Genomic DNA, 14,097 nt, shown 5'->3' with positions numbered 1-14,097 from the left:
CATAGTGCGCGCCTGCCCATCGCGTGCACGCCGACTACTCCTGCGGTTGACTCCACATCCCTTCCTACAGAGACGGTTTCGTCAGATTGACAACTTTTGCCAGATGTGCCGGGACGGTGAAAACCCGTAGCTTGATATCTGCCACGCAGTGGGTGCGCCCCGGGACAACCAACGAGAACGAGGTCGGTTATGGAAGCTCTGCTGGAATTGAACCCCCGATACGCCGGTGCGGACACCGTCGAGGCCGATATCGAATTCGATGATCCGGATTCGCTGCACGATATCTCCGCCTGCCCGGTCAGCTGTGTGTGCAGTGGCAGTAGTGAGCACTGCCTCGTCACCGGCTGGTCGCGCTTCATGGAGTAGTTCGCACCGGATATCTGCACGATGAGCGATGATCTCGAGCGGAGTGTGACGGACGCGGCGGCCGAGTACGGTCGCCGCGTCCGGCTCTCGACGACCTGGCTGTATGTCGACAACACCGAACTGCCGCTGCCCGACCACGGCTGGAAGCTGCATATTTCCGCGCGCCCAGCGCAATTCGCGCGCATGGCGGAGCTCGTGGTGCCGGTGCTGCTGGCGGCGGGCTGCCATTTCAAAATGGCGCGGTCACCGGATGTCCTGCGCACGTTGAACACCGGCGACGGGCTCGGCGCGGCGGCGGTCGGCAAGGCATGGACGGTGTATCCGCCGCTGTCGGAGATTCGGCAGTTGGGAATGCGGCTGGCCGAATTGCTGCGCGGCGAATCCGCGCCCCGGGTGCTCTCCGATCGCCAGGTCGCGGCGGACGCGCCGGTCTACTACCGCTACGGGCCGTTTCGCCAGCAGCTGGTGGCGGAGGCGAACGGCAAGCTCGATATGCAGATGACCGGCCCCGACGGGGAAGTCTTCGACGGGCAGGCGCAGCTTCGCTACCGGCAACCGCCGTGGGCGGTGGACCCCTTCCGGGCCGACGACAACAGTGGCCTGGTCGACATTCTCGGGGGCCGCTATCGTCCGACCGACGGGCTGCAGGTGTCCGGGCGCGGCAATGTCTACCGCGCCGAGGACGTTCGCACCGGGCAGATCGTCATCGTCAAACAGGCGCGTGCCCATGTCTGCGAGACCGACGAGGGCCACGACGCGCGGATTCGGCTGCGCAACGAGCGCTATGTCCTCGAGGCCCTGACCGGAACGGCCGGGGTGCCCCGATATCTCGACCACTTCCGGCACGGCGCCGACGAATATCTGGTCACCAGTTTCGACGGCAAATTCAATCTGGCCCAGGATGTTCCGCGCAATGGACGGTATCGCCCCCTGCCGGAACTGGCGCGAACGTCCGACTCGACGGAACGCACCCTGGATCGCCTCGCCACCCGGCTGGCCCGGATTCTCCGCGACATTCACGCACGCGGATTCGTGGTGGCCGATCTGTCGCCGAAGAACATCGTCATCCGCCAATCCAATGGCAGACCGACGATCATCGATTTCGGCCTGTGCAATCACGATCAGGTCCGATTCCTCGGCGGCACACCGGCATACGCCCCGCACGCACAGCTCACCGGCGTGCCCCCGACACCCACCGACGATCTGTACGCGCTGGGAATGACCCTGCTGTACGCGGCGACCGGCGCCGATCCGGTGGTCTCGGCGGACGATCCCGAGGCGGGTCGCCGCAGCGCGCTGCAGACCCTGCGGCGCATCTACGGCGCGCAGCCGCCGCCCTCGATCCGGTGCGTGGCCGGATTGCTGGACGCCGATCGCGCCGAGACCGCCCTGGCCGCGCTGTGCGCAGGACACCCCGAGATGTTCCGCGCCCCCGCCCTCGCCCCGGCCGATATCGACTGCGAGCCAGTCGAACTCGTCGACCACCTGCGAGCCGACCTCATCGATCGCGTCGGACGGCTGCTGGACGAGCCGGGCGGCTGGCCCGACGCCAATCCCTATCAGGGCGCCGCCGGTGTCGGCCTCGAACTGCTGCACCACCTCGACCATGCCGACGCCGCCGAGACGGTGCGCCGATTGGCGGCGTCGGCGGCCGACTGGGCACAGCGGAGCCGAGTTCCGCTCGGTCTGTTCATCGGGGCGACCGGAGTCGAGGTCTTCCTGCGGCGCGTGCGCGAGGCGGGCCTGCGATCCACTGGCCTGCCCGACGATCTGATCCTGCCCTCGCCCAGCCGCCAGCCCGAGGGCGACGACATCGTCGCCGGTGCCGCGGGGGTGGGACTCGGCCACTGCCTGCTCGCCGAGCAGCCGTCCACACCCGCAGGTGAGCGCGAACGCCACCGCGCGGTGGCCGGTGACTGCGCGCACCGGCTGCTCGAACACACCCGCACCGAAACCCTCTATCCCCCCGACGATCTGCCACCCGCCGCCGGACTCGACGCCTCGGTCGGCCTCGCGCACGGGCAGGCGGGGATCGTCGCCTTCCTACTGCATGCGGCCCGGCTCGGGATCGTTCCCGGCGACCATCCCGCCCTGCGGGCCCGACTCACCCTGCTGTACGAGGCGACCCGATCGCTCGTCGACCGCTCCGGTCATGCCCGCGCGGTGCCGCTGTGCGTGTCGTGGTGTCGCGGTCTGGCCGGTATCGGGACGGTCCTGGTGCAGGCGGCGCACGCCCGCGGGGACGATGCGGCGCTGGATCTGGCCGTCGCCGCGGGCACCGTCTGCACCGAATGGATTCCCTACCTCGCGCATCCCGGGGCGTGCTGCGGCATCAGCGGTGTGGGAGATTTCCTGCTGCGCCTGGCCGAAGCGACCGGCGCGGACCGATTCACCGAGGCCGCGTTCTCGGCCGCGGAACAGCTCGTGATCCGCGGGATCACCGAGAAACCCAGGATCGACGCGGCGGGTTCGGTCAATCCGGCCACCCTCGCGTCCTGGGCCTCCGGTCGCGCCGGGACGCTGGGCTTCCTGCGCCGCCTGCACGGCGCCCCGCCGCCAGTGATCGGGCCGTTCTGATTCGAGCCGTCAGGAGGCGAGATGTTGCGACCGGGGCGGAAATTCGCCGATTTCACCATCGAACGGCATCTGGGGCGGGGCAGCACCGCCATGGTGTACCTGGCTCACCATCCGCAGCGCCGACACCCGGTCGCCTTGAAGATCCTCGACCCGAGGTTCTACTGCGGCAACGCGATTCGCGCCCGATTCGACCACGAGGCGGACCTGGCCACGCGGCTGGTTCATCCGGGCATCGCCGCGGTGTACGACCACGGCGACGAGGACGGATTGCTGTGGATCGCAGTGCAATTCGTCGCGGGCAGCACCGTGTCCAGCAGCGTTGGCCGGCTCTCCCCGGAGCGAGCGGTCGCGATCGTCGATGCCGCGGCCGACGCATTGGACTACGCCCACGCCCTGGGGGCACTGCACGGCGACGTGAAACCGGCGAATATCGTGCTCGCCCGGACCGCGACCGGTGCACGCGTCGTGGTGACCGATTTCGGCATCGCCGGATCGGGGCAGGATTGCGGGTACTCGACGCCCTCGATGGTTCCGGCCAGCCTGAATTGCGCCTCGCCGGAACGGCTTTCCGGCCTGCCCCGAGATCACCGCTGCGACCAGTACTCGCTGGCGTGCACGCTGTTCTGGCTGCTGACCGGGTCCGGACCGTTCGCGGCCAAGGACCGCCACACCGTCATCGACGGCCACCTCCGGCAGCCGCCCCCGCCGCCGAGCCAGCGCCGGGCCGACCTGCCGCGCACCCTCGATCCGGTGCTGACCAAGGCCTTGACCAAGCGACCCTATCCCCGATTCGGCTCCTGCCGCGAATTCGCCTGCGCGGCCGGGCAGGCACTGCGGACGGCTCCCGCGGTCCCGACGAACCCGCGGCCACAGCGCTCACGGGGCAAGAAGCCCACGACCCGTGTTTGACACTCGATCAACAAGCAGCAGAATCGGTTTGGTTCATGGTGTTGCGGGCCGCCACCGGCGGTGGTCGGCTCGGGTCGAGAGGACGCGGGAATGGGGCGTCGGGAGAATCCGCTGGACCCGGCCGCCGGGCCGGTGCAGCGATTCGCCGTCGAGTTACGCAAATTGCGGCAGGACGGTGGTGACCTGACGTATCGGGCAATGGCGCAGCGGGTGAACTTCTCGGCCACCGCGCTGTCGCAGGCGGCCGCCGGTGAGCGGTTGCCATCACTGGCGGTCACGCTGGCATATGTCAGCGCCTGCGGCGGGGATCCGGTGGAGTGGGAGCGACGGTGGCGCGAGGCGGCGGAGCAGGCGCGGGCCCGGCCGTCCGATGACGACGACAGCGTGCCGCCGTATCTGGGGCTGGCCCGGTTCGAGCCGCAGGACCGGGACCGATTCTTCGGCCGAGATCACTTGGCCGACAAGGTGACCGAGTTGGTGCGCGCACACCGGTTCGTCGCGCTCGTCGGCGCGTCCGGCGCGGGTAAGACCTCGCTGCTGCGGGCCGGTCTGATCCCGCGGTTGCGGGATACGGCGCCGGGGGTGCGACCCGCGGCCGCGATCCGGGTGCTGACTCCGGGCGATCGCCCGGCGAGTACGTATGCCGAGGCGCTGCGGTCGGAGGGTGAGCGCGACACCCTTGTCGTGGTCGACCAGTTCGAGGAGATCTTCACCCTCTGCACCGACGCGGAGGAACGTGCCGCCTTCGTCGATCAGCTCCTGGCGGCCCGCGATCCGGGCAGCGGGCTGCGCGTGGTGGTCGCGCTGCGGGCCGACTTCTACGGTCGCTGTGCCGAACACCGCGGCCTCGCCGAGGCGGTGTCGGCGAGCCAGCTGCTGGTCGGGCCGATGAGTGCCGAGGAGCTGCGCCAGGTCATCGTCAAACCGGCCGCGGCGGCGGGCCTGATCGTCGAACGCGCCCTGACCGAGCGGCTGATCGCCGAGGTCGCCGACCAACCCGGCGGTCTGCCGTTGCTCTCCCACGTCCTGCTCGAGACGTGGCGGCGGCGCACCGGCCGCGCCCTGACGGTCGCGGGCTACGAGGCCGCGGGCGGGGTGCACGGCGCGCTGGCCAAGACCGCGGAGGAGGCCTACTCCCGGCTCTCCGCCGAACAGGCCGTCGTCGCCCGCCGGATCCTGCTGCGCCTGATCGCCCCCGGTGAGCAGGCGCAGGACACCCGCCGCCCCGCCGATCACACCGAATTCGACAGTGCGACAGGGCAGGACACCGACCATGTGCTGGACACCCTCGCGCGGGCCCGGCTGATCACCGTCGACGGCAGCACGGTCGACCTCGGCCACGAGGCGCTGATCACGGCGTGGCCGCGGCTGAACGGATGGATCGAACAGGACCGCGAACGCCTGCGATTCCATCGGCGGCTCACCGAGACCACCCGGGCCTGGGAGGAGCTGGGCCGCGATCCCAGTGTGCTGTACCGCGGGACGCGACTGGCGCTGGCCCGGGAACAACCGCTGGCGGACCTCACCATTTCCGAACGCGAATTCGTCCAGGCCAGTGTCGATGCCGAGGACGCCGAGCGGCTCGCCACGGCGCGCAACCATCGGCGGCTGCGTCACCTCACGGTCGCCCTGGCGCTGCTGCTGGTGGGCACGCTCGTCGTCGGGCTGGTCGTCTTCCGGCAGCGCGAGCAGGCCCGGGCGGCCGGGCAGATCGCGGCCTCGCGGCAGCTGGCGGCGCAGTCGCTGAGCATGTTCGACGCCAAGCCGACCACCGGACTGCTGCTGAGCGTGGAGGCGTTCCGCACCGCGCCCACCCCGGAGGCCCGCGGCGCGGTACTCAGTTCGGCCGCGCATCGGGCCTATCAGGGCGAGCTCGTCGGGCACTCCGACGCGGTCTCGGAGGTGACCTTCAGTCCGGACGGAAACACCATCGCCAGCATCAGCCGCGATCAGACCGTGGTCCTGTGGGATGTGCAGCGGCGCGTGCGGCGCGCGACCCTGGGTCACCCCGCCTGGTTGCGAACGGTGAGCTTCAGCCCCGACGGTCACACGCTGGCCACCGGCGGCGACGACCAGCTGGTCGTGCTGTGGAATGTGGACACCGGCCTGCCGGTAGCCCACCTGCCCGGGCACACCGGGCGGGTCAAGACGCTCGCCTTCAGTGCGGACGGGCAGGTGCTCGCCTCGGCCGGCGCCGACCGCACCGTCATCGTCTGGGATCTGAAAAACAAAGTCCCCCTTGTCCGATTGGACGGACATGCCGGTGCGGTGCAGACGGTGGCGTTCAGCCCGGACGCCCGGATCGTGGCCACCGGCAGCGCCGACCAGACCATCGGGTTGTGGGATCGCGAGAGCGGCGCCCGCCTGGCCACCCTGGCCGGGCATACGCAGTCGGTCGACTCCGTCGCCTTCAGCCCCGACGGCGCCACGCTGGCCTCGGCCAGTCCCGACCAGACTGTCAGACTCTGGGACGTCGGCCGTCGCGCGGCGGTCACGACGCTGCGCGGACATACGGCCGAGGCCAGGACCGTGGCCTTCAGTCCGGACGGTCGCACGCTCGCCTCCGGCGGTCACGATCTGACAGTCATCCTGTGGGATGTCGAGCACCGGCGGCTGCGCGCCCGCCTCACCGGACATTCCAACTACATCTACTCCCTCGAGTTCCACCCGCGGTTGCCGCTGCTGGCCTCGGCGGAGGAGAACGGCAGAATCCTGCTGTGGGACCCCACCCGGGTGCCGCTGTCCGGTCACGACGAATCCGTCACCGCGCTCGCGTTCGGACCCGACGGCGCGCTGCTGGCCTCGACGAGCACCGATCGCCGGGTACTGCTGTGGGATTGGCGTCGGCAGCGGGCGCTCGCCGCGATCGAAGGGCAACGCGCGCCGGTCAATGCCGCCGCGTTCAGCCCGGACGGCCGCACCCTCGTCCTGGGCGGTGGGTCTCCCGCTCACGCCACCGGCGTGGACGACAATTTCCTCAGCATCTGGGATGTCGGTGATCCCGCCGCCCCGGTCAAGGTCGCCGATCTGATCGGTCACCGCGATCAGGTGCGGGGAGTCGCGTTCAGTCCCGACGGACAGACGCTGGCCAGCGTCGGCTCCGACGGCATGATGCTGTGGGATGTCCGCAGCGCGGCCCGGCTGGCCACGCTCTGCCACGGTGACTACCTCCGCGATGTCAGATTCAGTCCGGACGGGCGGACCTTGGCCGCGCTCACCGCGTACAACCACACCGCGCTGCTCTTCGACGTCGCGACCCGAACGCGCACAGCGACCTTGACCCACAGCGGATTACCCCGGGAACTCGCGTTCAGCCCCGACGGTCGCGTGCTGGCCACGGTCGGCACCGACCGCAGCATCATCCTGTGGGACCCGCGCAGCGCCGCCCAGCTGGCCACGCTGCCGCAGGCCCAGACTTTGCTCAGTGTGGCGTTCAGCCCCGACGGCAGCAGGCTGGCCGCGGGCGGGGTGGAGGGCACGATCCAGCTGTGGGAGGTGGCCTCCCGGACCCACCTGGCCACCCTCGCCGGGCACAGCGGCCCGATCACCTCGGTCCGATTCGGCCCGGACGGCAAGACCTTGGCGAGTGCGGGGACGGACAAGACGATCATCCGATGGGACACCGATCCCGGCGAGGCCATCACGAGCATCTGCCGCACCCTCGCCGCCGATCTCACCCCGGAGGAATGGGCTCGGTTCCTGCCCGCGTCGCCCTATCGGCGCACCTGCACCGACGGCGAACGGAATTGATCAGCACCATCGCGCGGGATTACTAATCAACTCGACGCCCCCTAGCCTCTGCGGCAGAGCCGGACGCACAGGAGGTTCGAGACTTGCCGACCTTGCGTGAGCAATGGACCGCAGCGACGATCGACGTATTGGTCGTGGGTGATCAACCGCTGGTCCGGAGTGGCCTGGCCGCGTTGATCGGAGCCTGCCCCGGGCTGGCCGTCGTCGGGGCCGTCGGCACCGGCGACGAGGCGATCGCGCTCGCCGCCACGCGCCACCCGCGGGTGGTCCTGATAGACCTCGCCACGCCCGCGACGGATGGAATCCTCACCGCCGAGCGAATTCTCGCCGCATCGGGGTCGCGCCCGCCGCGGGTGCTGATGCTGACCAACACCGGCCGCGCCGAGGACGTGTGGGCCGCCCTGCGGGTCGGCGCGTCCGGATTTCTGCTGAAGGACGCCTCGCCCGAGCAGGTGCTGGCCGCGATCCGCGCCGTCGCCACCGGCTGTGCGGTGTTCGCGCCGAGCGTGACCCGCCACCTGACCGCGCGGTTCGCCGAACGGATCGACGAGGACCGCAAACCCGATTCCACCCTGGACGATCTGACCCGGCGGGAGATCGAGGTGTTGCGACTGGTGGGCACCGGTCTACCCAATACCGCCATCGCCGAACGTCTCTCGCTGAGCGAGGGCACCGTCAAGACCCATCTGCACCGGGCCATGGTCAAACTGGGCGTGTGCAGCCGTCCCCAGGCCGTCGTCATCGCCTACGAGACCGGTCTGGTCACCCCCGACCGCGCCCGGCTCGACCGCTTCGGGCAGGACCGAACCGACGTCGACCCGGTGGCTCGCGCCGACTCGCCCCCGAGGCCGCCGGTCTGCGAAGGTCCCCACACGCCAACGGGTCTGGGCAGCGACGAGGCCGGCCCCCGTCGCGGTCGGGCCCTGGCCCGAGAACGCTACCGCGCCTGAACACATCGGCCGCCGCCCGCGTCAGTCCGAGGGGTGCTCGCGCGGTGCGGTGGTGGCGAGGCCGGTGAGCAGGGCGCGCAGCAGGCGTCCGGCGTCGCGGCGGGCGGCGGGGATGTCCTCGGACTCGGCGACCCGCAGGCACAGCTCGGTGATGCAGCCGTCCACGGCGGCGGCGAGGAGTTCGGCGGGATGGTTCTGGATGAGGCCCGACGCCAGCAGCGTCCGGATCCGGGCGGCGAGCAGCCCACCGAAGTACCGCTGATCGAGTTCGCGCCATCGGGACCAGCCGAGCGCGAGGGGGCCCTGCAGGAAGACGAGTTCGCGGTAGTCGCGTTCGGCGCAGATGTCCAGCGCGGCGTCCAGGGCGGCCAGGAACTGCTGCCAGGGATCGTCGTGGTCCGCGGTGGCGGCGGTGATGCGCCGGACGGCCCGCTGTTCCTGCTCCTCGAAGACCGCCTCGAACAGTCCCTGTTTGCCGCCGAAGTGGTGGTAGAGCGCGCCGCGGCTGAGGCCGGCGGCCCGCACCAGATCCTCGGCCGCCACCGCCGGATAGCCCCGCTCGAGGAACATCTCGCGTCCGGTCTGCAGCAGTGCCTCGCGGGTGGACTCGGCGTACATCTCCCGGCGGGGCTTGACAGCGTTCATACACTCATGAATATCACATACACTCTGTATGCAATATGCGTCATGAATGAGGCTCGTCCGGCGTCCCGAAAGGAACCTTCCTCCCTATGAAGCGTCGCAAGGCAGTTCTGACCACAGCGGCCACCGCGAGTCTCGTCATCGCGCTGGCCGGGGGGTGCAACACGTCCTCCTCCGATGTCGCGGTGCCGCCGCTCAACGCGACGGCCATCGCACCGGACGCCGCGGGCGCCACACCCGGCACGCTGATCGAGGCCGGGAAACTGACCCGCGCCAAGGCACCCGACGGGGCGGCCAGGGCCGAGCAACTCACCTACTGGTCCACCGGACCGCAGGACAAGCCGGTCAAGGTCACCGGCCGCTTCTTCCTGCCGAAGGGCCAGCCGCCCGCGGGCGGTTGGCCGGTGGTGTCCTGGCATCACCCCACCGTCGGCATCGCCGCCGCCTGCACCCCGTCGAACACCGGCTACGACGACGACAACAATCCCCTGCTGGCGCAATGGCTCTCGCACGGATACGCCGTGGTGGCCACCGACTACGTCACATTGGGTGACCCCGGTGTCGCGCCGTATCTGGACGGGCACACCGAGGCACACAACGCCATCGACATCGTCCGGGCCGCTCGCTCCGCCGAACCCGGCCTGGCCAACCGATGGGTCGCCGTCGGGCATTCCCAAGGCGCGCACGCCGCCCTGTTCACCGCCGCGGTGGCCGCCGACTACGCGCCCGAACTGGATCTGCGCGCAACCATTTCCATGGCACCGCCCACGCATGTCACCGAGCAGTTGACCACCTTCGGGCGGCCGGACGCCCCGGCCGACGCGGGCGGTCCCGGATTCACCCCGCTGGGGGCCTACATGATTCGCGGACTGGCGGTGGCCCAGCCGACGTTCGATCCGGGCGCCTACCTCAATGCCAAGGGTCGCGAGGTGATCGACCAGGCGGGCCGGTTGTGCCTGCCGGACATGTTCGAACGGGCCGGGGAGACCCCATTCGCCTCGCTGCTGACCAAGCCGCTGGGAGAGGGCGATTTCACCACCTTGGCCACTCCGGTGTTCGAGGTACCCACCACCGGCTACCGGGCCCCGGTCCTCATCGCCCAGGGCCTTGCCGACGACACCGTCGATCCCCCGGCCACCAAGCGCACCGCGACCGAACTCACCGACGCGGGCCAACCGATCACCTACCGCGAATACCCCGGGGCCGATCACGTCAAGATCGTCGAGGCCGCCGCGAGCGACGCCATCGCCTTCGCCGACAGCAATCTGCGGCGGTAATCCGCTGCGACGAAACGCGGAAGTCGTCCGGGCGGTTCGGCTGGCATGCATCCGGAAACGTCCTGGTCACGGTTTGGCGTCGCCTTCCGTGTCCGCCGAATCCCCGGGCGACGTGGTGGGACGCTTTCTGCACCATGAACAAATCGCGACTTCGGATACCGCTCTTGGTGATCATGGCGGTCGTGCTCCTGGCCGGTTCCAGTTTCGGGGAATCCGGCGGCGGTCTGAGTCGGGCCGCAAACGGCGCGGGCGACTGGACGATGTGGCAATACGACCTCCAGGGCACCCGCCACAATCCCAACGAGACCGCCCTCACCCCGGCCACGGTCGGCAATCTGAAACTGAAGTGGGCGTTCGGTTTTCCCGATACCATCGCCGCGTCCAGCCAGCCCGCGGTCGTCGACGGGACCGTCTACGTCGGCGGGCGCAACGGCACGTTCTACGCCCTCGACGTCCAGACCGGTGCGACCCGATGGTCGTTCCAGGCCGAAACCCCGCTCGGCGGAAACCTTCCGACGTTCGGTCTGCGCAATGGGCCCGCGGTCGCCGACGGCCTGGTCTACTTCGGGGACAACTCGGCCCGGATGTGGGCCCTCGACGCCCAGACCGGTCAACTGCGCTGGGTGCGCCAGCTCGACGAGCATCGGTACGCGATCATCACCGGGTCGCCGCTGGTGTTCGACGGGCACATCTATGTCGGGGTGTCCAGTCAGGAATTGGGGCAGGCCACCAGCGATCTGTACCACTGCTGCACGTTCCGGGGCAGTGTCGTCGCACTCGACGCCGCGACCGGCGACGTGCGGTGGAAGTACTACACGATCCCGCAGCCGCAGCCCACCGGGAGCAAGCCGGAGTTCGAACCCAGCGGCGCGCCGGTCTGGTCGTCGCAGACCGTCGACGCCGCCTCGCGCACGCTGTACTACACCTCGGGCAATCCCTATTCCGGATATCCCGAAGGGGCCGAGGCGATCGGCGCACTGGACATCGATACGGGGGCCCCGAAGTGGGTGCGGCGGATGACGCCCGGCGACCCGCCCTGGAACGGTCGCTGCGCGATCCCCGTTCCCGGCGGCAACTGCCCCGATCCCGGGCACGACTTCGACTTCGGCTCGCATCCCAACCTCTTCAAGATCGGTGACCGCCTGGTCGTCGGCGCCGGGCAGAAGAGCGGCGTCTACCACCTGCTCGACGCCACCACCGGCGACATCATCTGGCAGACAAGGCTGTCCACGCCCGAACCGCGGCTGCCCGCCCCGGGTTCGGAGTCGCTGCAGGGCATCCAGTGGGGGTCGAGCTACGACGGCAACCGGCTGTACGTGGCGACCTATCAGGCCGAGCCCGGCACGCTCTACGCGCTGAATCCCGCCACGGGCGAGGTCATCTGGAGCACCCCCAATCCGCGCAACGGCTGCCTGGTCAATGTCCCGGCGGTGCCGATGTCACCGCTGTGCCAGCTCGCCATGCCGAATGCGGTTTCGACCACGCCCGGCCTGGTCTACGAGGGCAGCATGGACGGCAAGATGCGCGCCTTCTCCGCCGATACCGGGGCCATCCTGTGGGAGTACAACACCGCGCGGCACTTCAAGACGGTCAACGGCGTGCCCGGTGTCGGCGGCGGCATCAACGGCCACGGCGCGGTCATCGCCAACGGCATGCTGTTCACCAACTCCGGTTACGGCCGCCAGATCACCACCGGGATGCCCGGCAACGTCCTGCTGGCCTTCGGCCTGCCCTGAGCCGGGCTATCCGGTCTGCTCCTGGTCGGCTCGCCGCCGCACGATCACGAGCGGGGTCTCGACCGAGTGCAGGACCGCGTTGCTGGTGGATCCGAGCAGCATTCCGGTGAAGCCGCCGCGGCCGTGGCTGCCCACGACGACGAGTTGGGCATTGTCCGACTCGTCGACCAGGGCGCGAACGGGGCGGTCCTGCACCAGGATTCGCCGCACCGGCACCTCCGGGTAACGCTCCGCGTAGCCGGCCAGGCTTTCGGCCAGCGCCGTCTGCTCCTGTTCCCGGATGGTGTCGTCCCAGCCCATCATCGGCACCTCCATGCCGATGCCGACGTCGCTCCAGGCATGCAGGGCGGTCACGCCGACGCCGCGCCGGGCGGCCTCCTCGAAGGCCAGCTCCAGGGCGGGCACGCTGTTCTCGCTGCCATCGACACCGACCAGCACCGGCTTCTCCGCCGACACCGGGTCGACGGCCGACCACGAATGAATCACGGCCACCGGGCAATACGCGTGCCGGGTGACCGCGGTGCTCACCGACCCGAGCAGCCCGCGCCGCAGCGCGCCCTGACCGCGACTGCCCACGACCACCATGTGCGCCCGCTTCGACCGGGCGATGAGATCGGAAATGATCGGCTCGAAGGTTACCGTCGTGGTGATCTCGGGCACTTCGGGCACGGCCAGGCGGACGATCCGGACGGCCTCGGCGAGGATCCGCTCGCCGTCCTGGCGCAGCCAGTCCATTTCACCGTCGACGAGCACCGCGCCCGGACCCCACCCGGTCGGAACGTATACCGAGGTCACCAACTCCAGCCGCCAGCCGCGTAGCACGGCCTCGGCCGCCGCCCACCCGGCCGCGTGACAGGACACGGCCGAGCCGTCGACCGCGGCCACGATTGCCTGCTCGTTCATACGGTTCTCCTTGCTTTCCGATTCGCATTACCGCTCGGGTTGCCTTTCAGCATCGATGGTCCGGGAAGTCGGTGGGATGGTCGAAGGTCACTGCGGGTGGGGCCGACCGGAGACTGCTGAACATTGTGTGACGGCCGGGCCGGGGGCGGCGGTTTCGCGGGATCCGACGCGGTGGTTCTGGCAGCGTTGGCTGCCGAAGGGGTTGACACGAGTTCGTGAGGAGAACCAAATGGGGTCGACCGAGATGCCGAGGAGCGGCCGTCCATCGTTCGCCCGCAGGGTGGTGCGCTCGCCGATCAGCTGGGTGCTCGCCGTCGTCCTGGTGGTCGGGCTCGGCGTCGGGTTGGCGCTGTTTCAGCCGTGGCGGCTGTTCACGAACACGACCGTCGACGAAGCGGTGCCGGCGGTCGTCGCGCCGACCGGCGCGCCCGAGCCGCGCGTGCTGGCCCGGGGCGAATTCGTCTCCCACGAACATGGGACCTCGGGCACGGCGTCGATCCTGCGCCTGCCCGACGGCGGACGGGTGCTGCGGCTGACGGACCTCGATACCTCCGACGGGCCCGCGCTGCGCGTCTGGCTCACCGATGCCCCGGTACGCACGGGCAAAGCCGGCTGGTTCGTCTTCGACGACGGCAAGCACACCGATCTGGGCAGCCTGAAAGGCAACAGGGGTAATCAGAACTACGCCATCCCCGCCGAGGTCGAGCTGAGCGAATACACCAGCGTCAGCATCTGGTGTGAACGGTTCCGCGTCTCCTTCGGCGCGGCGGAGCTGCGACCCGAAAGCTAGCCAACGGTTAGCTTAATCGACTGCGCACAACCCCGCCCTGACCACATATCGCAGCGGAGCGCAAGAGGCGCAGCCGTAAGGATCGCGCAGGAAAAATCCGCAGCGGATACTCCGCGGCAGCATTTCTAGCTGCGGTGATACGAAATGTCCCACAACTTCTCATTGACCGGCCAATCGGGGCACCAGAACATCTCCGC

The 14,097-nt window shown here is 69.6% G+C and carries 10 protein-coding genes; 8 read left to right on the top strand and 2 right to left on the bottom strand.

Annotated features, from left to right (window positions below):
* The first annotated feature begins 189 nt into the window (after window positions 1–189).
* From NDR87_RS16190 to NDR87_RS16170, 5 genes are all read left to right on the top strand, one after another.
* Window positions 190–366, top strand: coding sequence for a hypothetical protein (locus NDR87_RS16190; protein WP_251913592.1), 177 nt, complete (start codon window positions 190–192; stop codon window positions 364–366).
* A gap of 21 nt (window positions 367–387) precedes the next feature.
* Complete coding sequence (locus NDR87_RS16185) at window positions 388–2,943, top strand: lanthionine synthetase LanC family protein (RefSeq protein WP_251913593.1); 2,556 nt, start codon at window positions 388–390, stop codon at window positions 2,941–2,943.
* Window positions 2,944–2,964: 21 nt separating this feature from the next.
* Window positions 2,965–3,852 carry a serine/threonine-protein kinase gene (locus NDR87_RS16180; protein ID WP_251913594.1) on the top strand — a complete coding sequence of 296 codons (888 nt, stop codon included), beginning with the start codon at window positions 2,965–2,967 and terminating at the stop codon, window positions 3,850–3,852.
* A gap of 90 nt (window positions 3,853–3,942) precedes the next feature.
* A complete protein-coding gene (locus NDR87_RS16175; RefSeq protein ID WP_251913595.1) occupies window positions 3,943–7,602 on the top strand; it encodes a hypothetical protein in 3,660 nt (1,219 codons plus the stop codon).
* An 83-nt stretch (window positions 7,603–7,685) separates the two neighbouring features.
* Window positions 7,686–8,552 carry a response regulator transcription factor gene (locus NDR87_RS16170; RefSeq protein ID WP_251913596.1) on the top strand — a complete coding sequence of 289 codons (867 nt, stop codon included), beginning with the start codon at window positions 7,686–7,688 and terminating at the stop codon, window positions 8,550–8,552.
* Between the two features lie 21 nt (window positions 8,553–8,573).
* On the opposite strand, the gene NDR87_RS16165 is transcribed toward NDR87_RS16170, so the two are convergent.
* Entirely contained in the window at window positions 8,574–9,197 is a 624-nt protein-coding gene (locus NDR87_RS16165) for a TetR/AcrR family transcriptional regulator (protein ID WP_251913597.1), read from the bottom strand.
* Between the two features lie 86 nt (window positions 9,198–9,283).
* On the opposite strand from NDR87_RS16165, the gene NDR87_RS16160 reads away from it, so the two are divergent.
* Together NDR87_RS16160 and NDR87_RS16155 are read left to right on the top strand one after the other, a co-directional pair.
* Entirely contained in the window at window positions 9,284–10,471 is a 1,188-nt protein-coding gene (locus tag NDR87_RS16160; protein WP_251913599.1) for a lipase family protein, read from the top strand.
* Window positions 10,472–10,644: 173 nt separating this feature from the next.
* On the top strand, window positions 10,645–12,207 hold the full coding sequence (locus NDR87_RS16155) for a PQQ-binding-like beta-propeller repeat protein (RefSeq protein WP_251913601.1): 1,563 nt from the start codon (window positions 10,645–10,647) through the stop codon (window positions 12,205–12,207).
* A 6-nt stretch (window positions 12,208–12,213) separates the two neighbouring features.
* Here the strand turns inward: NDR87_RS16155 and NDR87_RS16150 are convergent, their stop codons facing one another.
* Window positions 12,214–13,110, bottom strand: coding sequence for a universal stress protein (locus tag NDR87_RS16150; RefSeq protein ID WP_251913604.1), 897 nt, complete (start codon window positions 13,108–13,110; stop codon window positions 12,214–12,216).
* A 229-nt stretch (window positions 13,111–13,339) separates the two neighbouring features.
* Between NDR87_RS16150 and NDR87_RS16145 the strand changes: the two genes are divergently transcribed.
* Window positions 13,340–13,900 (top strand): DM13 domain-containing protein, encoded by a 561-nt coding sequence (locus NDR87_RS16145; RefSeq protein WP_251913606.1) that lies wholly within the window; start codon window positions 13,340–13,342, stop codon window positions 13,898–13,900.
* Window positions 13,901–14,097: the final 197 nt, after the last annotated feature.

Source organism: Nocardia sp. CDC159, from assembly GCF_023740735.1.
Classification (GTDB): domain Bacteria; phylum Actinomycetota; class Actinomycetes; order Mycobacteriales; family Mycobacteriaceae; genus Nocardia; species Nocardia pulmonis.
The sequence above is the reverse complement of the archived record's forward strand: the minus strand, read 5'-3'. Positions and strand labels throughout refer to the sequence as shown.